This is a genomic window from Paenibacillus sp. JCM 9796 (genome assembly GCF_055379675.1).
Window position 1 is genome coordinate 4,308,928 of the sequence record NZ_AP043723.1, and the last position, 22,649, is coordinate 4,331,576.

At 44.9% G+C, this 22,649-nt stretch carries 13 protein-coding genes; all 13 read left to right on the top strand.

The window, feature by feature from the left end; genetic code table 11:
• Positions 1–88 precede the first annotated feature (88 nt).
• The 13 genes from ACZ439_RS20795 to ACZ439_RS20855 all read left to right on the top strand — a co-directional run bounded on the left by ACZ439_RS20795 (position 89) and on the right by ACZ439_RS20855 (position 22,536).
• Positions 89–268: a hypothetical protein gene (locus ACZ439_RS20795; RefSeq protein ID WP_054797303.1), complete on the top strand. Its 180-nt coding sequence runs from the start codon at positions 89–91 to the stop codon at positions 266–268.
• Positions 261–845: a zeta toxin family protein gene (locus ACZ439_RS20800; protein ID WP_054797304.1), complete on the top strand. Its 585-nt coding sequence runs from the start codon at positions 261–263 to the stop codon at positions 843–845. The genes ACZ439_RS20795 and ACZ439_RS20800 overlap by 8 nt, the downstream gene beginning before the upstream one ends.
• Positions 846–1,229: 384 nt before the next feature.
• Complete coding sequence (locus ACZ439_RS20805; protein WP_054799821.1) at positions 1,230–2,186, top strand: HD domain-containing protein; 957 nt, start codon at positions 1,230–1,232, stop codon at positions 2,184–2,186.
• A 92-nt stretch (positions 2,187–2,278) separates the two neighbouring features.
• Positions 2,279–3,400: a Fic family protein gene (locus ACZ439_RS20810; protein ID WP_464620107.1), complete on the top strand. Its 1,122-nt coding sequence runs from the start codon at positions 2,279–2,281 to the stop codon at positions 3,398–3,400.
• Between the two features lie 127 nt (positions 3,401–3,527).
• The gene (locus ACZ439_RS20815; protein WP_464620108.1) at positions 3,528–3,905 is read left to right on the top strand and encodes an HIRAN domain-containing protein; all 378 of its coding nucleotides are present in this window, start codon (positions 3,528–3,530) and stop codon (positions 3,903–3,905) included.
• A 54-nt stretch (positions 3,906–3,959) separates the two neighbouring features.
• Entirely contained in the window at positions 3,960–4,913 is a 954-nt protein-coding gene (locus tag ACZ439_RS20820) for a helix-turn-helix transcriptional regulator (protein ID WP_054799812.1), read from the top strand.
• A gap of 182 nt (positions 4,914–5,095) precedes the next feature.
• On the top strand, positions 5,096–7,918 hold the full coding sequence (locus ACZ439_RS20825) for a PD-(D/E)XK nuclease family protein (protein WP_464620109.1): 2,823 nt from the start codon (positions 5,096–5,098) through the stop codon (positions 7,916–7,918).
• The gene (locus ACZ439_RS20830; protein ID WP_464620110.1) at positions 7,911–11,240 is read left to right on the top strand and encodes a UvrD-helicase domain-containing protein; all 3,330 of its coding nucleotides are present in this window, start codon (positions 7,911–7,913) and stop codon (positions 11,238–11,240) included. The genes ACZ439_RS20825 and ACZ439_RS20830 overlap by 8 nt, the downstream gene beginning before the upstream one ends.
• A 33-nt stretch (positions 11,241–11,273) precedes the next feature.
• Positions 11,274–12,728 carry a type I restriction-modification system subunit M gene (locus tag ACZ439_RS20835; RefSeq protein ID WP_054797313.1) on the top strand — a complete coding sequence of 485 codons (1,455 nt, stop codon included), beginning with the start codon at positions 11,274–11,276 and terminating at the stop codon, positions 12,726–12,728.
• Positions 12,725–13,933, top strand: coding sequence for a restriction endonuclease subunit S (locus ACZ439_RS20840; protein WP_150959875.1), 1,209 nt, complete (start codon positions 12,725–12,727; stop codon positions 13,931–13,933). Before ACZ439_RS20835 ends, ACZ439_RS20840 begins: the two co-directional genes overlap by 4 nt.
• Positions 13,934–17,299 (top strand): DEAD/DEAH box helicase family protein, encoded by a 3,366-nt coding sequence (locus tag ACZ439_RS20845; protein WP_464620111.1) that lies wholly within the window; start codon positions 13,934–13,936, stop codon positions 17,297–17,299. It abuts the gene before it with no gap.
• 117 nt (positions 17,300–17,416) lie between these two features.
• Positions 17,417–19,639, top strand: a complete 2,223-nt coding sequence (locus ACZ439_RS20850) for an AAA family ATPase (protein ID WP_464620112.1) — start codon at positions 17,417–17,419, stop codon at positions 19,637–19,639.
• Positions 19,640–19,851: 212 nt separating this feature from the next.
• The gene (locus ACZ439_RS20855; protein WP_464620113.1) at positions 19,852–22,536 is read left to right on the top strand and encodes a DEAD/DEAH box helicase; all 2,685 of its coding nucleotides are present in this window, start codon (positions 19,852–19,854) and stop codon (positions 22,534–22,536) included.
• Positions 22,537–22,649 lie beyond the last annotated feature (113 nt).

Genomic DNA, 22,649 nt, shown 5'->3' on the forward strand with positions numbered 1-22,649 from the left:
GACAAACTGGTATGCGAGGCCTGTAATTTTGATCTGAAACGAGTATGTTATAATAATGGCAAGATTAAGTCGGGTTGGATGGTGACCTATGATGGACCGTATTCAAGATTTGCAAAAACTGATCAAACTTACGGGCGATCGCGCGAAACTGGATGCAAAAGCGAACGGAACTTATATTGTCTATCAAACGGAAAAAGGCCAGATTGTCAAAGAATATTCAAACGGTGTGATCGAGCCAATCGACAATCCTGGGGTTCATCATGAATGAGTACTCCACAGTGATGGTTGTATTCGCCGGCAATAACGGCAGCGGCAAAAGCACCATTCGCAATTTGATAGTGGACAGGCTTGGTATCAGTGTCAATATAGATCCCGACGCTTTAGCTCGCGGCATTGATTCTGACCATCCGGATCGTCGCAAAGTATCCGCAGGCAAAGAAGCGATTAAACTTGCGAGAGATTGTATCCATCATAAACGCGATTTTTCTGTAGAAACGACTTTGGCCGGCGGTAATGCGATACGACTGATACGGGAAGCCAAGGCGAACGGCTTTGAAGTGACGATGTTTTATGTGGGTCTAAATGATGTTCGGCTCAATATCGAACGTGTTGCCGCCAGAGTTCGAAACGGCGGACATCATATACCGACTGAAGACATCATTCGGAGACAAACCACATCCATGCAAAATCTGCTAACTCATATCCATCTCATTGATCATTTGATTGTGATTGATAATAGCGAAGTTTCCGGTGAAATCGTTATACAAGCCGAACATCATGTTTTAAAATATCAGGCCAAATCTCTTCCAATATGGGTGCATAAGATCAAGGATCAGTTACATTGATTATGGAGAATCATATGAAGTTTGAAATTAGCAAATCTATGGAAAACAAAATTAATAATTGGGATAAATGTGAACCCAAAGATGTAACGGGAGCAAAGTTTGCGTACATATTTATACCAACAAGTCTAGGATTGGTTATCAAGGTCCAGTGTGATGTTTGTAAAAGGGAATTACTACTAACCGAAGATGATTAAATCTTGAATTTTACATTTCTCCCAATGTGAATAAGGAATTCTACGCGACCGGATTAGATCTGGTCGTTTTTTTTGTGCAGAACATATATTCGCTGACAAAAAGTTGTCATGACTTAATTATAAAATAAAAATATACTAGATCACTGAGGCAGAGGCAGAGTTTTTGGAGTTGTAGATGGGGGTGAAAAGAATGACTTTGATTAAAGATCTGAGTACGAATGATGAATTCGTCGGCTTCTATTTGCTGAAAGAGCTGGAGCTGAAGCAGACCAACACATCGCCGGCAAAGGATTACTTCGATTTGGTGCTGTGTGATGCCAGCGGACAGTTACCCGCCAAGTATTGGGATGTGGAGGAAACGGAAAGAGACAATTTTTCTCCGATGACGCTTGTCAAGGTTCAAGGAATCGTTCAGTTATATCGGGAAAAACCGCAGGTTAAGATCATCCGGATTCGCAATATAAGGGACGAAGACGGTGTGTCCCTAACCGATTTTATTCGAGCTGCACCAATTGGATCTGCGGAATTATTAGAGGTCATAAGCAGAGTCATCGAGAGTATTTCGGATCCGGCGATTCGCGATATAGTAAGCTTTTGCGTCGATAAGGTGAGAGAGAAATTAGCTCATTATCCGGCGGCCAAAATGCACCATCATGCTTACTTCGCAGGCTTGGCCTATCATATCGTTCGTATGCTGGAGATCGGAGAGTTCCTTTGCAAGCAGAGGCCATTTCTAAATGCGGACATGATCAAAGCCGGGATTATCCTGCATGATATCGCGAAGCCAGAGGAAATGATCGCTCAGCTTGGGGTCGTGATAGATTACAGCACCCAGGGTAAGTTGATCGGTCATATTGCCATGGCGGCTAGTTGGATCACAGAAGCGGCTTTGCGGCTGGAACTTCCACTCGATTCGCAACAAGTGATCGGATTGCAGCACCTTATTCTCTCGCACCATAACCTTGGGGAATGGGGAAGCCCGGTGCAGCCGCAAACGGCAGAAGCGGTAGCATTGCACTATATTGACGCACTGGATGCCAAACTCCAGATGGCGGAGGACGCACTAAGCGCCACTTCGGACAAGGAGTTGTGGACACAGCCGGTCCGAGGGCTGGAGAATAAAGCGTTGTACCGGATGTCATTGTAGAAATTAAAATATACGAAGAAAATGCAATGAAACAAAAATACTTTGCGGCAAAATAGCGGCAATGGTATAATGTTATTGAGGAAGGTGATGTTATGTTTACACCCAAATATTCAATAACGGACACCATAGCCCGCAGACTAATGGATATACAACGCGCCAGTGTTGTGGTGGATTTGCTTCCATTGCCCGCATCTATTCTGGATATGCTTAAGAAAGAATCCATGGAAAAGACAGTCATTCTTTCAACGAAAATTGAAGGAAACACACTTGACGAGGCGACTAAGCGAAAAGTTTTGTACCAAACCAGCAATGACAATGAAGAGCAGGAAGTTTATAACTTAATGAAAGCTTTGGAATACCTGGATGAAGCCGAAAAAAGGCAGCTCCCGGTCACAGAGGAATTTATTAAAAAGCTGCATGCCATTATCCGAATATCGCACGGACGAAGACCGCGTGTTAGCGAGTATCGCGAAGAAAAGAATCAAGCAGGCAGCCGCAATGCCTCCGGTTTTTATTTGCCGCCGGAATGGAAAGATGTCCCGGTATTAATGGAGGATTTGGTTGCCTGGGTGAACTCGCCGGAAACCTATTCGGTTCCGGTTCCTATCAAGGCTGGCATATTCATGTGGCAGTTCCTAACGATTCATCCGTATTTGGACGGGAATGGCCGAACGGCCCGGATGATCACGACATATCTTTTACGACGCGGCGGATATGGTTTAAAGGGGTTATTTGTACTCGAGAATTTCTATGACCGCAACTTGGCTGAATATTATCGACGACTCCAGTTGGGTCTCCATCACAATTATTATTTTGGGCGGAATGAGGCTGACTTGACGCCTTGGCTGGAATTCTTTATCGATGGTTTGGCGGAGGTTTTTCAAGAAGCCGCTGCCATCGTAACCGAGAAATCTGCTCAAATGACGAAAATCGAACCGGATCTGATTCGCAAGTTAGATCCCCAGCAAAGAATGGTGTTTGCTCAATTAACCTTTAAACAAGATACCCTAACGACAAGCGAAATGAGGGACCTGCTGCGTTTGTCGGACCGTTCAATAAGGGAAAAGGTAAGTCATTGGAGAGAAGAAGGATTCATTGAGCCGCGCGATCAAGACGCCAAAAGAGTTCGTTCGGTCAAATTATCCGCGGAATACGAGAAGTTGGCACAAGACATTCGGAATGCGCCGGATCAGTTTGCCCATTTTCTTAAATGAATGCAGCACTGCGATCTCAAGTTGAGATGCCGCAGTGCTTTTTTTGTGCGCAGAACATATATTCGCTGACAATCTATGGTCGTTGCGATCCGTCATAATGAAGGAAAGACATGCGGGAGTGAGTACAGTGGATCAACCGATCTATATCGCCGTCACAGGCACGCAGCATTACTACGGAGCAGCATTTCTAAAGCCGGGTCAGGTCGTTCACTTGATCAAAGACCCGGATAATCCGCATGACCATGAAGCGATAGAGGTGGATATGATCCCATTGGGCAAAATCGGTTATGTCGCCAACAGTCCGCATACCGTACCGAAAGGATGCCGCAGCGCCGGCCGGATTTATGATAGGTTTGAGCATCATGTTTGCGGCATGGTGCGATTTGTCGTTAAGGATACGGCAATTGTTGAACTTACGCCGGGTCTAGAGGAAGTGTACATCATCAAAACGACAGAGAACGTTGCGTTTTCTCCTTATAGGCAGGAAGAACCAGGTAAAGCGTAGAATCCCAATGATGATAAGGATTTACATTCTATATGCCACGATAGGAGATATAGCATGACGGATAAAGTGATTCGGCTCTTTAAAATACTTCTCGCCATTCAATCCAATCCGGGGATTTCGGCCAAGGAGCTGGCGGACAAATGCGAGACAACGGATCGTACGATTTATAGGGACATGCGGATTTTGGACTTGATCGCACCGATCACGAACGAGGGTTATGGGAAAGGGTACCGTTTTGTCGGTAATTTCGCCATGTACCCGCTGAATTTCACGGAGCAGGAAGCGTTGGTGTTCTCTGTCCTGCCCTCCGTGTTGGACACCAGCAAGTTGCCTCCAGGCTTTGAATCCGCCTACGACAAGGTGATGGCTACCCATGTGAAAGAAACCCGGAAGCGGTACGATACATTGGAAAATGTCGCAGGCATGATCCAAATGGGCACCCCGGCTTATCGGGAGAACAGTGCCAACTTCTTGCTGTCCATCATGGAAGCGATTATCGCCAGTAAGACGATCAGGGCTGTTTACCATACCCAGAGCCGGAATGAATTGACGGAGCGCCAAATTGATCCGTACTATTTGGTCCCGCGGGATCAACGGTTTTACTTGATCGGCTATTGTCATTCCAAGCAGGACATTCGCACGTTTCGTATAAGCCGTTTCCGCCATGTAGAGTTGACAAGTAATCGATTCGACAAGGGTGATTTTAACATTGCTCAGTATATGAAGCATACCTGGTCGATTGAACGCGGGGATTCTTTAATCACTTTTAAGATTAAATTCCATCCGGATGTCGCCCGCTATGTGAAGGAAGAAGAATTGTTCGTGAGACCGAAGATGACCGATCTGCCGGACGGCAGCTTATTATTCGAGGTCACCGTCAACCACGAGCGGGAGTTTATGAATTGGGTGGTTCAGTACGGACCTTCAGCGGAGATTTTAGAGCCTGCATCTGTCCGGGAAAAGTTTAAGGAACAGCTACAGCGTTGGGGACAGTTGTATGGGCAGTAAGGTGCTGTTGTTGAAAGATAGACGAAAGGAAGGTATCCCTTTTGAAAATAGTAGGCACGTTTCTAGAACGTTTATATGATGCAATCCGTAGAGAGCCATTTCGCCGCAAAATTGTTATTGCTCCTTCCTACATCGAAGGACAGTCCTGGTTGATGCGAATATGCCGGGAATTAGGGCCGGTTATGAATGTGGAGGTCCAAACGGTTCAATCCTTTGTAAGAAGTCAGGTTCAGTTCTCCCTGTATCAACAAGGGCTGACTTTAATCGGGGAACAGCGGTCCTTTTGGATTATCCATCATGTCATGGAACAAATGGCTTTCGAGCCGGATTCCTACATCTCCATGGATCAAGTAAAGCCCGGTATTGCCATGCATGTTCACCAAGCCATTATGGATCTGCGCCGTGCCGGAGTGAGAGCGGGGGAGCTTCGAGACGACCACTTTATGAGCCAGCAAAAAGGCAGCTATGTCAGAAAGGTGCTGTCAGCGTATGAGCGCTTTCTGAATCAGCGGAGCTGGATCGATTTCCCCGGCCTTTTGTCGCATTTACCAACCCAATTGCCGGAAAACGTGGAGCTTATTCTGCCAGACCCTATGCCGCTTTCACTGGTTTCCGCCCGGATGATGGAGCGGTTGTCAAACGGACGGATGACGAGGATTATTGCGGATTCTTCCTTCACTGACGTTCAATCCACATTGCCGTTCGGAGAGGTTCAGTTCTATCATGCGACCGGAAGGCTGGCGGAGGTTCGCGAAGCATTGAGACGCATTATTCAGGGCCGGATGCCATTGGATGAAGTGGAGATGATCGTCCCGGATGAAGAATATGCGTTGGTTATTTCGACCATGTGTGCTTCTTTCGGTCTTCCCTCTTCCTTTGCAGACGGGCTGCCTGTGATTACATCCGGAATGGGAAGAGCCGCACATTTTCTGCTGAACTGGTTGGAGTCCGGTTATCAGGTGCGGCAGCTGGTATCAATGCTACAGCAGCAATTGATCACGTTCTCCGATCGTGACCAAGGAATAACGAATTCGGATTGTATTCGAGCCCTGGAGAAAAGCGGAATCGGCTGGGGGAAAGAACGGTATATCAAGTTGCTGGTGGCAGGGCATGTTCGGTCCCAAGGGGATTCAGATGAAAAACCCGAAGAACGGGAGCGGACGGAACAACAACAGCGGGATGACGAGATCAAGAAGCATCTGACAAACCTCATGGGAGAATTGTTTCCTGACGAAGCCGCGCTCTCCTCTCCTAAGGGAATCTGGGGATGGCTCGTTAACATCTTGGATCGATTTGGTGTATGCGGAACGGAAGAGGATGCGATCGTCCTGCAAGAAATGAAAGGTATCGCTAAAGAACTGCAGGAATGTCCTGTTCCGGACTCGATGCCGTTTCAGCAAATGTTCTTGTATGCCCGAGACATGCTGCAGGAACTTCGAGTCGGGGTGCAACGGTTACCCAAGCCCGGATTCCTGTACATATCGAGTTTGTCGAACGGGGGGATCAGCGGGAGAAAACATACGTTTCTTCTCGGGATGGATGAACAGTCGTGGTCCGGGAATATCAGGCAAAATCCCATGCTTCTCGATGAAGAGTGCAGACGGATCGGTGCCGGGCTTCAAACAGCCGTGCAGAGACAAAGAGATCGGCAACGCCTTCGTGATGGTCGGTTTGGGATGATAAGCGGCAATATCACATTTAGCTTCTCGTCGTATGACTTGGCGGAAGGAGCGACAGCAAGCCCGGCTTTTCAACTTCTACAGGTATTCCGAAAAGTATCCGGAGAAACGAATGCGGACTATGAGATGCTGCACCGAAGCTTAGGCGAACCTGTCGGGTATTTGGATGTAGAGCAGCCATCCTCTACTGAGCTAAATGGACTGCCATTGGACGGCTCTCATTATGTCTTCCGACAAATCCATGCGAATGTAAACCTTATGAGGGACCGGCAATCCTTCATCGAATCGGTCTATCCGTCGCTACGTCAAGGCAGACTTGCACTCGAGGCACGCGGCAGCTCGCAAGTGACGGAGCATGACGGATATATAGCGGGGGATGAATGGACTGATGATTGGAAAGGCCGGGACGAACGGACGCTTAGCGCAAGTCAATTGGAGAAGTACGCGGAATGTCCGATGCGATACTTTTTCCAATATGTGCTCAGGATTCGCGTGAAAGATCAGGTGACTTTTGACCGTACTTCCTGGCTGAAGCCGAATGAAAGAGGCTCGCTGCTGCACGAGGTTTATCGTCGTTATATGACGGAAGTCAACGCAAGTAAAGTCATACCTATTACACACGATTATGCCCGTTTGCTTCGTATTGCTGAGGAGACGATTCTCTTGTATGCCGAGCGGATTCCGGCACCGAGCCCTCATGTGTTTGAGAGGGAACGGCAAGCGATGCTCCGGGATGTGGACGTGTTCTATCGCATGGAATTGCAGGCTAAGACGGCTCCCCGGTTTTTCGAACAAGAGCTCATCGTGGACGGCCAGCCGTTGCACCTTGAGCTTGGCGAGGACATGGCGATTACGCTGCGCGGGATCGTCGACCGGATCGATCAAGTTGCGCCGCATCAATATCGGATTATCGACTATAAGACCGGCAGTCCTCGGCCTTACAAGGAAAATGGCATGTTCGCAGGCGGTACGCAGCTGCAACACGCGCTTTACGCAATGGGGACGGAGCTATGGATGCGGCAAACGGGTGTGGATTCTGATGCAAAAGTGCTTGAAGCGTCTTACGTCTTTCCAAGCGAACGGGGGCACGGGCAAGTGATTGCACGCCCGCAAACCGAACGGAATCGAGTCACCGCGGTGATCCGGGGAATCCTTTTGTCGATGGAACAGGGATTGTTTATTCCCGCTTCAAATCCTGCGGTCTGCCGATATTGCGACTATGCGGCTGTATGCGGAGAGCACGCAGAGATGATGGCCCATAAGCGAAAGGATGAAGCAAATTCGGAACTACTGCACACGCTGCTGGAGGTGGAGAACATTGAATGAACCATCCGATCAACAAGCTAGAAAGAGGATATTGGAGGAGCTGAACACGACCTTTCTGGTAGAAGCCGGTGCAGGCTCGGGAAAGACAACCAGCTTGGTCGGCAGATTGCTGGCACTCATCGAGTCCGGAACGGCGAAGATGGAGCATATTGCGGCGATCACCTTTACGAATAAAGCGGCGGATGAGATGAAGGAGCGTTTCCGCATTGCTTTAGAGCGGAAAACGGCTGATGTTGAAGGCGAAACTAGAGAACGAATGGAAGAAGCTTTGGCCAATCTGGACCAAATCTTTATTGGAACGATCCATGCGTTCTGTTCCTCCATGCTTCGCGAGCGACCGATTGAGGCCGGATTGGACCCTTCTTTCGAAGAAATGGATGATGAAATGAATCGTGCGTTCCACGATCAATGCTGGGATGAATATCTGATTCAGCTGCAGGAGGAAGATAGTGAAGCACTTGCCTCCTTTACCGAGGTGGGAATCGACGTCAGCATCCTGAAGAATGTCTATGATCGGGTATCCCTTTTTACGGATCTCCAAATCCCTTGCGAACCGGTTCATCGTCCTGATTTCAACCTCATCCGACTCTCCTTGCTTCCCATGATTGAAGAAGCCAACAGGTTTCTACCGACAGCTGAACCGGAAAAAGGGTGGGATAATCTTCAGGCAAAACTGCGTACTGCTAATCGTATGCTGCGGTTGTCGGATGAGCAGGACGATATGTTGATGCTAACGCTTGCGAAGATGTTTGACTTCAAACTGGATGTGAAGCAGTACAAATGGACGGATAAGAAGCAAGCCAAAGCCATATCCGAACGATTTCACGATTGGCAGATTACGGTCCTGTTCCCCTTTCTTCAATCGTGGCGGGAATATCTGTATCCGAAAGTCATTCAATTTGTCTTGCCTGCATTGGAGTATTGCAGAGAACGGCGATTGCAGGCAGGGAAGCTGAACTTTCAGGATCTGCTGATGTATGCCTGCCGTCTTCTGCGTGATTACCCGGAGGTTCGCGCATTTTTCGCCGGGCGCTACCAACGGCTTATGGTCGACGAATTTCAGGACACCGACCCGGTCCAAGCGGAAATGATGTTTCTCTTAACGGGGGCCGGCGATGATCCGAATGAACGGAATTGGCGGAAGCTTACTCCAAAGCCGGGTTCCTTGTTCCTCGTGGGAGACCCGAAACAGTCCATCTATCGTTTCCGCCGCGCGGATATTTCCATTTATAACGAGGTTAAATCGCGGATTCAAGCATGTGGAGATGTGCTTCACTTGACCAGCAATTTCCGATCCGTCGATGCGATCGGCGATTTTGTGAACGGGCAATTTATCGGCAAGCTTCCCGTCCGGGAAACCGATGTTCAAGCGGCGTATGTCCGGATGGAAACGAATATACCGAATCCAAAGGGGAATAAGCGCGCGGATCACGGGGTTTATGCACTCACTTACCCGAAAATTCCCGGAGGCAAGGATGAAGTGGCGGCGGTTGACGCACAGCGTATTGCCGCATACATCGCGTGGGCTTGCCGCGACGGAAATTTGCTTATTCAGGAGCGGGATGGCGCATCCTGGGTGTTCAGAGAGGCACGGCCCAATGATTTTCTTATATTGACAAGGACAAGGCATTATTTGCATCTCTACGCAGAAGAATTGGAGAAGCGGGGCGTTGCTGCGGAAACTGTAGGAAGCTCCGCTCTATACCCCGAGCTTCATACGCTGGGACAATTGGCCCTCTACCTGGCCGATCCGTCCGATCAGGTGGCGATGCTGAACGTATTGCGCGGACCTCTATTCGGTATTAGCGACAAGGAGCTGATGGCGCATCGTGCTCTAGGGAATGTGTGGTCTATCTATCGGTTGCCAGAGGAGTCAGCTGATCAGGGTAGTCAAGTTGTCGCTGCATGCCGGAAATTGCGGGAATATGCCGATTGGGTGAAAGAAATGCCTGCATGGTCAGCCTTGTATTGCATTCTGGAGGATACCGGTCTTTTGCCTTATTCCACGGTGCAAGAAGCAGGAGCAAATCGGTCTGGAACACTGCTTAAGATGTTGGAGCGATTGCAGCGTGACGCCATGCTCGCATCGGATTGGCATGAACTGGCGCATGCGATTTCGGCCATTCGGGAGAGCCAAGGTATGGAAACCGCCAGTCTCTACACAGGCAAAGGGCAAGCGGTACGGATCATGAACGTGCATAAGGCAAAAGGGCTTGAAGCGCCTATCGTGTTTCTCGCTTGTCCTTGCGGGGAGAAGGATCATGACGCTGACCAGTTTGTTGATCGCTCGGAGTCCGAGGCTCAGGGCTATTTCTTGATCCAGCAATCGAAAGGGTTTCAGAAAGAAACGATTGCCCAGCCGGTCGGCTGGGAAGCGATGAGCGTGCGGGAGCGAGCATTCATGCATGCGGAGCGGGATCGACTTCTCTATGTCGCGGCGACACGAGCTAAACAAATGCTAGTGGTCAGTCTCTATCCCGAACAACCTGCCAAGTGCCCGTGGAGTTCACTCATGGATGGGATGGAGCTAATCCGGGAGTTGGATGCTCCGGAATCTGTAGAACAAGATATCTTAGTTGGGACAACTTCATCTGGTTTATCCGAATCCGAAGCAGCATCCATTGATCTGGGTGCGTACTTGGATCTGAGAGATCAAGTATTTCAGCAGCTTCGCCGACCGACTTATGCCGAAGCAACTGTTACCGGGCTGACGAAGAGCGTTGGCGACACACCGGAATGGTCAGCCACGGGAAGAGGCCAATCCTTCGGCAGTGTGATCCACAAGGGACTTGAAGCAGTTGGAAAAGGTCTTCCGATGAGCGAATTACCTGAATACGTTCAATACCTCTGCCAGGTCGAAGAGGTTGCAGAGAAGGACGCGGGGGATGCTCTGCCTATTCTCCGAGAAGTTCTAGACAGTGAACTCTGGCAACGCAGTCTGCGAGCGAAGCGGCGATTGTTTGAAATCCCGATAATGATGATTCGAGGCAATGGGGAGACAACACCTTTTCTCGCAACAGAGCAATTGTTGTCTGAAACAGCCGCCGGGGTATTAAAACACCAGACAGAAAATGGCGGCGATCTCTTGGTAAAGGGAGTAATAGATTTTGCATTTGAGGAAGAAGATGGCTGGGTGATCGTCGACTTCAAGACCGATCAGCTTGACGAAGGCAAATTGCAGCAGTTTGTCCATTTCTATGCGCCTCAAGTTCAGGCGTATGCTTTGGCTTGGTCTGAGACGTTCGGATATCGGGTGAAGGAAGCAGGATTATATTTTGTTAGTCTGCAGAAATATGTCACATTAGGGCAGTCTGTTGTATAATTAGACAAGAATCTACATACAGAGGAGAACGTTATGATTACAGGTGAATTAAGGCAAAAAGTAGACCGGATTTGGGAGACATTCTGGACCGGCGGCATTACCAATCCTTTAAGCGTAATCGAACAGTTTACATATTTGTTGTTCATTAAAGGTCTGGATGAAGCGGAGACACGTAAGGAAAATGAGTCCATGCTGCTGTCGGTACCGTTTACTGGACTATTTCCAAGCGATAAGCAGTATTTGCGTTGGAATCACTTTAAGAATCTTGATCCGCAGCGTATGTATGATGTTGTTTCCAACGAAGTATTTCCGTTCATTAAGTCACTTCATGGAGACAAGGATTCAGCCTATGCCAAATATATGGGCGATGCCATCTTTATGATTCCGACTCCCAATATGCTTGTACGCATTGTCGAGGGCATTGATACGATTGATATGAAGGATAGGGATACCAAAGGGGATTTATATGAGTATCTATTATCCAAGGTAGCTACAGCTGGAACGAACGGCCAATTCCGTACGCCAAGACACATTATCGATATGATGGTTGCTTTGATGAAGCCGACTCCGGAAGATATCATTTGTGACCCGGCTGCAGGATCGGCGGGTTTTCTGGTTGCTGCAGGTGAATATTTGCGTGACCATCATGCCGATCTATTTCTGATTCAGGGTTTGAAGGAGCATTTCAACAATCATATGTTTTATGGTTTCGATATGGACCGTACGATGCTTCGTATCGGTGCTATGAATATGCTGCTTCATGGAGTGGATAACCCGAATATCGAATACCGTGATTCCTTGAATGAAAACAATACCGACAAGGACAAATATACACTAATCTTAGCCAATCCGCCGTTTAAAGGATCGCTTGATGCAGATTCAGTAGCAGCAGATCTGCTGCGTGTGACTCGCACGAAGAAAACGGAGCTTTTGTTCCTTGCCCTGTTCCTGCGGATGCTCAAGGTGGGCGGGCGCTGCGCCTCCATCGTACCGGATGGTGTTCTATTCGGTAACAGCAAAGCTCATAAAGACATTCGTAAGGAAATCGTCGAGAATCACAAGCTGGAAGCGGTTATTTCGATGCCAAGCGGAGTATTCAAGCCGTATGCTGGGGTATCGACAGCCATTATAATCTTCACCAAAACAGGTGCAGGCGGAACGGATCACGTTTGGTTCTATGACATGAAGGCGGACGGTTATTCGCTTGACGACAAGCGGAATCCCATTGAGGCGAATGATATACCCGACATTCTGGAGCGGTTTGGCAATTGGGAAGCAGAGAAAGGTCGTAAGCGTACGGAGAAATCGTTCCTGGTTCCGGTCGACGAGATTCGCTCCAATGCCTATGACCTCAGCATTAATCGCTACAAAGAGACAGAGTATGAGGAAGTTCAGTACGAGGACCCGAAGGTTATACTGGCTTCGATCAAGCAGCTAGAGGATGAAATTGTTGAAGGGCTTGCGGAACTGGAGGCGTTGTTGAGGTGAAGGAATATCAGGTGATTGATCTTCTAGATAGTGTAATAAGTGGTGAGTGGGGTAATGAACCTAGTGGTAAGCAAGATGTCTTTGTTTTACGGACAACAAATTTCACCAATAATGGAAGGATAGATCTTGGTAAAGGAGTTGTTAAGCGAAGTATTAATGAAAAAAAAGTGGAAGCTAAAAAGTTAAGATATGGCGATATAATTATTGAGAAATCAGGCGGCAGTGTGGATCAACCTGTTGGTAGGGTCGTTTATTTCGATATTCATGATAACACTAGTGCATATCTTTGTAATAATTTCACAGCAGTATTACGTCCAAATACTGGTCTTGTTAATCCAAAATTTCTATTCTATTTTTTATTTTTTCTATATAAGTGTAAGGCGGTTTTGAAATTTCAGAATCAGACTACAGGAATTATTAATTTGAAGTTAGATAATTACTTAAGAAACAATAGTATTTCTATTCCTATGATCGAGAAACAAGAACATATTGTCAAAATATTAGATAAAGCCCAAACCTTAGTTGATAAACGCAAACAAGCAATAGCCAAACTTGATGAATTGGTTCAAGCTGTGTTTTTGGATATGTTTGGTGATCCAATTGAAAATCAATATGGATGGCCGATTAAACCTTTCTCATATTTCGCGAAGATTGACACAACAATGACGACGGATTTCGAATATTATAGTGAATATCCACATATTGGGATTGAAAATATTGAGAAAGATACAGGTGAATTAGTAAATTTTAAGCTAGTGAAAGAACAGCAACTATCCAGCGGCAAATATATTTTTAACGAAAAACACATTATATATAGTAAAATTAGACCTTATTTAAATAAGGTAGCAATTCCGGAATTCTCTGGATTATGTAGCGCAGATTCATACCCAATTTTTGTTGACACAAGCAAAACTAATCGGACATTCTTCGCATATATGCTTCGGTCAAAACGATTTTTGAACCATGTTGAAGGATTAAGTACAAGAACGAATATACCTAAAGTAAATAAGTCTCAATTACAATCCTTCGAGTGTCCTTGTCCACCTTTGTATTTACAAAATGATTTTTGTAATAAAGTTACTAATATATTAAATTCTAAAAGAAAAATGAAATTCCAACTCCAACAACTAGAATCCAACTTCCAGGCACTACTTCAAAAAGCTTTCAAGGGCGAATTGATAGTGAAGGATGGTGTAACGGTCTAGATGGGCGATGTGCAGCTAACGAATTTTGGATTTCTCAGAGAAAATAAAACCTATGCCAGCTTTGCAGGTGCATGTATAGAGGCGGAAAAGGCGTTGGTCGTCAGTCCCGCGACCAGCGCTATCCTCAGCCGACGTGCTTTAGAGCTTGCTGTCAAATGGCTGTTTACCTACGATAGCGACTTGAAGGTCCCTTATCAAGACAATCTGTCAAGCTTGATTCACGATGTAACTTTTCTCCGCGTAATCGATCAGTCCATGCTACCACAGTTGAAATATATTACGAAGCTAGGAAATGTCGCCGTGCATTCCAATGCAACGATCAGCCGTGGCGAGGCGATTCTGTCTCTTCGCAACCTGTTTAACTTCATCAGCTGGATCGATTATTGTTATTCGGTCGAGTATACGGCCAGAAGTTTTGACGAACAACTCTTATTGGAAGAGAACAAACAACAAGAAAAAGTTAGGCCTCAGGAGCTGCAGGATTTATACGACCGATTAGGTTCAAAAGACCGTAAGCTGGAAGATCTGATCAAAGAAAATGAAGAGCTTCGGAAGCTGCTGACCGAGCGCAAGGCGCAGAACACGCAGGAGTACAACTTTGTTCCGGATAAAATCAGCGAGTTCGAGACTCGCAAACGTTACATCGATCTCGAGCTTAAGCTGGCCGGATGGACATTCCAGAAAAATGTACTGGAAGAGTTTGAAGTACAAGGCATGCCAAACGGTCAAGGGATCGGTTATGTCGATTACGTGTTATTGGGTGAGAACGGGAAGCCGCTTGCCGTCGTGGAAGCGAAAAGGACCAGCGCAGATCCCAATGTGGGCAAGCAGCAAGCGAAGCTCTATGCGGATTGTTTGGAGCAGCGGTATGGACAGCGTCCGTTGATTTATTATACCAATGGATTTGTAATAAATTTCTGGGATGATCTTCACTATGCCAGTCGGCAAGTATCTGGTTTCGCCAGTCAGGATGAGCTGCAGTTGCTCGTCAACCGGCGCTCGATCCGTAAACCGTTGCAGAAAGTACAAATCAACAACTCCATTGTAAATCGCCCTTATCAGCATGAAGCAGTCCTTTCGGTTTGTGATGCATTAAATAAAGGACAGCGGACCGCTTTGCTTGTCATGGCGACCGGAAGCGGTAAAACACGCACTGCGAGCGCCATTGTTGATGTGCTGAGCCGATATAACTGGGTTAAGAATGTGCTGTTTCTTGCGGATCGTACAACGCTTGTTCGCCAAGCCAAAAACAGCTTCAGCCAGTATTTGCCCGACATGACACTGTGCAACCTGCTTGACAGCAAGGACAATCCGGAGACGGCAAGAATTGTTTTTTCCACTTACCCGACGATGATGAATGCCATCGACGAGGCCAAGCGGAAGGACGGCAAAAAGCTGTTTACGGTTGGTCATTTTGACTTGATCATCCTTGATGAATCGCATCGAAGCGTCTATAAGAAATATAAGGCCATATTCGATTATTTTGATGCTATCCTGCTGGGCTTGACGGCAACTCCTAAAGATGAAGTCGACAAAAACACATATGACGTGTTCCGTCTGGAAAATGGTGTTCCAACCTTTGCCTATGAACTAGAGCAAGCAGTCAAGGAAGGATATTTGGTGGATTACCGTACCGTGGAAACAACAACCAAGATCATGGACGACGGCATCCGCTACGATGATCTGTCCGAAGAGGAAAAAGAGCAATACGAAGAAGTGTTGCTGGAGGATGAAGAAGAGGAGCCGCGGGATATTGATAGTGCAGCGATTAACGAATGGTTGTTTAACCAGGATACGATAGACCGTGTGCTGCAGTTTGTTATGGAGCGGGGCTTGAAGGTAGAAGGCGGAGATAAGCTGGGCAAGACCATCATATTTGCCAAAAACCATCGGCATGCAGTTGCAATTGTAGAGCGGTTCGATAGCCTGTATCCTGAATTAAAGGGGCATTTTGCACGGGTTATTGATATCAAAACGAATTATTATCAATCTCTGATTGATGATTTTTCCATTTGGAACAAGCTTCCTCAAATTGCTGTTTCCGTTGATATGCTCGATACAGGCGTAGACATCCCTGAGGTTGTCAATCTGGTATTCTTCAAGAAAGTTCGCTCGAAGTCGAAGTTTTGGCAGATGGTGGGCCGAGGGACACGGTTGTGTAAAGATCTGCATGGTATTGGTGAGGACAAGAAGGAATTCTTGATCTTTGATTTCTGCCGTAACTTTGAGTTTTTCCGAGTAAATCCAAAAGGGAAGGATACCGATATTGTCGAGACTTTATCGGAAAAATTGTTCAATGTCCGTACGCAGATTGTACGTGAACTTCAACAACTGCGTTATCAGGAGCCTGAGTATATCGCACATCGCACGGAAATGGTGAAATTGTTAAAGGATAGCGTGAACGCGTTGAATGAAGAACATTTTCGCATCAGGCAGCATATCCAGTATGTCCATAAATATAAACAAGACGTTGCATGGCGCTCCTTGACCGATACCGATATGGGGGATTTGAAGGAGTATATAGCTCCTCTTGTCGTTTCTTTAGACCATGACGAATTAGCAAAGCGGTTTGACTATATGATGCTGATCATCGAATTGGCTAAGCTTCAGGGAACACAATCGGTGAAGCCAATTCGCAAAGTCATGGAGACGGCAGAAAAACTCTCCAAGTTGGGTACGATTCCTCAAATCGTCGCACAGCGACATGTCATAGAGAAGGTCTTGACGGCAGAGTTCTGGGAAGAAGCGGACATCTTCCAAATGGAGAAAGTACGTGAAGCTTTACGGGAACTGATTAAGTTCCTCGAACGGGAAACACAGCAAATATATTATACGAATTTCAAAGATGAATGGCTTGCTGTAGAGGAAAGTAGAGGCTTCTATAACACCAATGACCTGCAAAATTACCGCAAAAAGGTCAACCAATATTTACAAACTAACAAGGATCAAATAGCTATCTATAAATTACGCAACAACAAACCGATCACGAAACAAGACCTGGAGACGCTTGAACATATTCTATGGGCAGAACTCGGAACCAAAGCAGATTACGAGCGGGAATATAAAGACTTACCGGTAACGAAGCTTGTACGGACGGTCGTAGGGCTTGATCAGGAGGCCGCGAATGAAGCCTTTATGGTTTTTCTACAAGAAAACCGTTTGAATGTCAGTCAATTACGGTTTGTAAAGTTGATTATCGAATATGTAGTTAAAAACGGTATCATTGAAAAATCCGTACTCCAAGAGGAGCCGTTCCGCTCGGTTGGCAGCATAACGGAACTGTTCAGTAATAATCTGGACGATGCACGAGCAATTATCGGTGTTATTGATACGATTAATAAGAACGCTGAGGTTGTTGGGGCTTAGTTTTTACGGATTGTAGATACTACTACTAATTTAATTATTTGCATCTGGGCGTAACTAAAATGGACATCTATTTTAGTTACGTCTTTTTTAAATTAACATTTTCGGGGTGAAGAAGTAATGATTAAAGAAATTTCCATTAAGAAGATAGCAACTTATGATAGTACAGGTGTTGTCTTTAGTGGATTAAAGAAAATTAATTTTTTCTACGGTTCCAATGGAAGTGGGAAAACATCATTATCAAATGCTATGAAAAATATTGAGAACTTCCCGGATTGTAATATTGATTGGGCATCACAACCATTAAAAACATTGGTATATAACCAGAAATTCGTCGAGGAAAATTTCCATCAGGATTCGAACATAAAGGGTATATTCACATTAGGTAAGGAGTCAACTGAAATAAAAAATGAAATTGCTGAAAAGAAGAGGCTTGTTGATAAATTAGACGAAGAGATTCGTAGATTGCGTACTAACTTGTCCAATAAAGAAGAGGAATATAACGCGAATGAAAATGAATTTATAGAAGATTGCTGGGAATTGAAAAGAAAATATGATAACGAGTTTTTGCAAGCTTTTTCAGGTGTTCGAAATAATAAAATAAACTTTATGAATAAATGTAAACAGTCGCATTCACTTGAAAATAAGTTATGTGATTTAGAGGATTTACGTGCTCGTTCAAATAAATTATTTAATGGAAGTTTAGTGAAAATTCAAACGTTGCAAACAATAAAGAATGACGATCTAAACGTTGCTTGTTCAAGTCGAATATTCCAAAAACAAATTGTTGGTAAGCAGGAGGTCGATATCGCCGCTCTCATTTCTAGACTGGCTATAAGCGATTGGGTAAAAAGAGGATATGATCATATACATAAGTCGGAAGGTAAATGCCCTTTTTGTCAACAGTCATTGCCGGATGGTTTTTTGAATAAATTGGAAGAGTACTTTAATGAAACCTATGAAAATGAAATGAAGGAATTGGCAAATTGTGTTAAACTATACATGGAATCCTATGATAATCTTGAGACTTCGATCCAGGATCTAATGGAAAAAGAAGTACCATATATCGATAAAGAGAGAATAAATCAACAGTTAGAAATAATAAGATCGAAAAACGAAATCAATCTCGAATTAATTGAACAAAAACAAAAAGAACCAAGTAAGAAAATTGCATTAGTTCCTGTTGACGAATTTGTAAAAAGTATCAATTTAGAAATTGAGAGGGTTAATCAGGAAATCCTTGGACATAACAGGTTGGTTGATAACCGAGCCCATGAAGAACAGCTTCTTAAGGATCAAATATGGAGATTCATTGCAAATGAAAATCTGCATAATCACGAAAAATATGTACGCAAAGAATTTAATATTAAGAATGCGATTACAGGGATAAAAGATGGGATCACATCAAAAACATCTGAGAAAAACAGATTGATTTCAGAAATCGAGGGTTTAGAGGCTCAAATCACTAGTGTAATTCCATCCGTTAATGAAATGAATCGTCTGTTAAAAGCGTATAATTTTACAAATTTTAAGTTTGCGCATACACAAAACCAGGGAAATTATCGCTTGGTACGATCCACTGGAGAAGATGTGAATCAGACGTTGAGTGAAGGTGAAAAGACATTCGTAACGTTTTTATATTTTATGCATTTGTTGAATGGAAGTAATAACAGAGATCTTATTACAGAGAATAAAGTCGTTGTAATTGATGACCCTATTTCTAGTTTGGATAGCAATGTATTATTTATCGTTAGCAATCTTATTTTAAAACTTATTGATGATATCAGGAACAATCAAAATAATATTGTTCAATTATTTGTTTTAACCCATAATGTATATTTCCACAAAGAAGTAACTTTTAATAAAAAGCGTACAAAAGGCGGAAAATTACATGATGAAACATTCTGGATTATAAGAAAAGTTAATAAAGTTACTGAGGCTCAATCCTATGATACAAATCCAATAAAAACTTCATATGAGTTAATGTGGCAAGAACTTAGATCTGCAACACAGAGTAGTTCTTCAACAACGGTTCAAAACTTGATTCGTAGAATTATAGAAAATTATTTTAAAGTATTTGGTAATTTTAGTGAAGATGATATACTGAATAAATTCGATGAAGAGGAAAAGGTAATATGTAAATCGCTTTTATCCTGGGCGAATGACGGGTCACACTTTGCAAGTGATGATTTGTATATTGAACATCCATTAGATACAAATGCTAGGTACCTTAATATATTTGAAAAAATATTCAAAGTTACAAATCATCATGCACATTATAAAATGATGATGGGAGTAGAAGAAGCTGATCAGAGTGAGATCCCTCATGCGCAGGTATCGTGATTGATTACTAAATACAATACAATTTACCCAAATAAAGCGGTGATTTATTGCTTTGTTTGGGTTTTTCGCATTGTTACAGGACTTATTGCCTATATTGTCGAATTAGCAGCAAGGGGGTTTTATTCCATGAGAACGTATATTCTATGACAACATGTTGTCTAATCAGTATGTTCTAATATGATCAGCAGACATTAGCGATGGAGGGATTAGGAATGGCATTTCTGAAATGTTCCGAATGCACGAGTATGCTGAAGGCGATTCAAATTTCTAATAAGATCAGTCAAGTCGGGGAGCAACGGCTCCTAGAATATTCGCCAACCGGGATCAAATGCTCAGACTGGACTCCTGTAATTGAAAACCTCCGAGGATACGAAGAGGGAATTTACTGCCCTTCTTGTTTTGCTTTCGTTCCTTTAGAGAAAGAAGAATTTATTCTATGTGAAGATAACCGAATTCCCGGCGTAGTAAGTCATGAGTTTTCATCCGATGATGTACTGGATAAGCTGAAGAAGTTGGCCGAGGAAGAAGTTGCCGAGATTTATGTTCATACACTTCCTGCGAAAGAAGCTACTTTTGCGGATATTCCTGAATCAACGCCAGAGCCCATCAAGGACGCCTTACATCGAATGGGAATTACGCAGTTATATTCTCACCAAGCACAAACAGCCGATGCAGTCCATTCTGGGTCGAATGTTGTCTTGGTCACTTCAACATCATCCGGAAAGACGTTGTCCTATAACCTGCCGATTCTTAGTCGTTTATATAACCATCCTGAAGAACGTGGATTATACATATTTCCAACAAAAGCGTTAGCAAATGATCAGTTGGATCAAATTAAACGTTTTGGCATGCAACGAACGGAGAATAATTCTTCCTTGGATGAGTGGTTTGAAACTCAATTGCACTTAGGAGATCGCCTGATTCATATCGGCCGGCTGGATGGTGATACCGAGAATGGGCCGCGGCAGCGAATCATGGAAAAAGCACAGGTATGGATGACGAATCCGGATATGATTCATTACTCCATTCTCGGGCAAGTTCAGAAGGTGAAGTACGCGACCGCACACCACATTCGAAATTATCTGCGGAACCTCAAATTTATAGTGCTTGATGAGATGCATATGTACCGAGGTACATTCGGAAGTCATGTCGCATTGGTACTCAGACGCCTGCTTAAGGTTTGTCGAGAACTTGGTAATACTCACAACATCCAGATTATTACGAGCTCAGCAACGATTGAAAATCCTATTAGATTAGCAGAGGATCTTACAGGTCTTAGCGGATTCACCCTCATCAATACAGATGGTTCCGCCCATCAGAAAAAGGGGATCGTCCTCTGGAATCCTGGCATGTCAGCCGACGAACAAGTCCGCCGCGCGCCTTCTACCGATGCCATTACGATGGCGAAACAAATTATGACTGTGGATCAGAAGGTGATTAAGAGTATCATTTTTCAGCCTTCTCGCAGCCAGACGATGGTCTTTACCCGCTACATCAAAGACGTATTGCGCCAGCCTCTCCGGTTACCTAAAGAGAAAGTGGATGGAGAAAAACTCGCGGCTTTTTATACTGGAATCCTACCGAATGATACCCGGAAAAGGATTATTGAGCGGCTCAAGTCCCACGATATTCATGTCATTATTACGACCAATGCCCTTGAAGTCGGGATTGATATTGGTGATTTAAGTCTTGCCGTTCTTGTTGGTTATCCCGGATCGAAAGCGGCATTCTCCCAACAGATTGGGCGCGTAGGCCGCAAAGGCGAGGGAGTCGCCGTATTGATCTTGCAAGACGAACCGCTTCAGCAGTATTACATGCGAAACCCACTTGAATTTATTCATAAGGCTCCCGAAGTAGTTAGAATTAATCCAACAAATTACAAGTTGTTGGCTTTGCATATTCCTCTAATGAGAGAAGAGCTGGGGAGAGAAGTTACGAAGGAAGACTTGCAGAACATGTTCCCTGGAGTACTCGAAGACTATATTGAGACTGTATTGCAGGTTGCCGCATCTGAAAATCAGGAAGAAGTCGTTGATAAAAAGTTTAGCCTTCGATCCATCTCCGGGCAAAACTACAGCGTCACTATTCGTGGACAGGATCAAACGATAGTTGACAGTTTGGATGAGTGGAGTGCTCTTCGTGATTTTTATGAAGGCGCGATCTATTGGACTCCTGGAGAGAAAGGCTATCGAGTAGACTCTATCAATCGCAGAAAAGGTGAAATTATTGTATTGCCCATTCAAGAACTAACTTATTACACCCAATCTACTTATCGTGATGCCATCGATATTATGCAGACTTATCAGAAGCAAAATATCGAAGGAATCGATATGGCCTATGGTGAACTGGAGATCAAGCGGAGCGTCTTCGGTTATAAAAAAGTTTACTTCGGACAGAAGCATGAATCGGAGCAGGTTCAATTGGACCATCCGTCCGTCACCCGATTTACTCCCGAAGGAATGTGGGTTACTTTAACGGATTCTCAATGGAGCCAATTGAAAAATGGCATTCAGGAGTTAGCGGATGAGGGCAGATCCATCGACTTATTGGCTGAAGCTTCCCTTCACGCTGCAGGTCACGCTATGACTTCGGTTATTCCTGACCTCATTATCTGCGACGCTAATGATTTTACAGGGTTTTCGGCGAGCGGGATGACGGCTTTTGCCAATAGACCTGTTATCGGCTTCTATGGCGAGAACGGGTCCGGTCTCGGGACCATCGAAGCGATCTATGAGAAACTTCCGCAAGTGCTTCGAAAGGCTCTTGAACTTATTGAGAGCTGCCCTTGTGCCGAAGGATGTCCTAGCTGCGTGCAGCTCCCAGGTAAAGGGAATATTGAATTGTTCAAACCTGGAGCCAAAATGCTGCTGAAGATTTTGATAGAAGGGATCGATTAAGAATGCCTGTAATCTGTTCCGCTTGCGGAGGCCAAAGACCTTACGGGGACTTCATTCAAATCAGCTATAAGGCGGATCCAAAGGGCTATTACCGTAAGATCCATCAACGGGCA

Coding starts and splice junctions, on each gene's coding strand:
- ACZ439_RS20795 (WP_054797303.1), top strand. CDS start 89: ATGATGGACCGTATTCAAGATTTGCAAAAACTGATCAAACTTACGGGC.
- ACZ439_RS20800 (WP_054797304.1), top strand. CDS start 261: ATGAATGAGTACTCCACAGTGATGGTTGTATTCGCCGGCAATAACGGC.
- ACZ439_RS20805 (WP_054799821.1), top strand. CDS start 1,230: ATGACTTTGATTAAAGATCTGAGTACGAATGATGAATTCGTCGGCTTC.
- ACZ439_RS20810 (WP_464620107.1), top strand. CDS start 2,279: ATGTTTACACCCAAATATTCAATAACGGACACCATAGCCCGCAGACTA.
- ACZ439_RS20820 (WP_054799812.1), top strand. CDS start 3,960: ATGACGGATAAAGTGATTCGGCTCTTTAAAATACTTCTCGCCATTCAA.
- ACZ439_RS20825 (WP_464620109.1), top strand. CDS start 5,096: ATGAATGTGGAGGTCCAAACGGTTCAATCCTTTGTAAGAAGTCAGGTT.
- ACZ439_RS20835 (WP_054797313.1), top strand. CDS start 11,274: ATGATTACAGGTGAATTAAGGCAAAAAGTAGACCGGATTTGGGAGACA.
- ACZ439_RS20845 (WP_464620111.1), top strand. CDS start 13,934: ATGGGCGATGTGCAGCTAACGAATTTTGGATTTCTCAGAGAAAATAAA.
- ACZ439_RS20850 (WP_464620112.1), top strand. CDS start 17,417: ATGATTAAAGAAATTTCCATTAAGAAGATAGCAACTTATGATAGTACA.
- ACZ439_RS20855 (WP_464620113.1), top strand. CDS start 19,852: ATGGCATTTCTGAAATGTTCCGAATGCACGAGTATGCTGAAGGCGATT.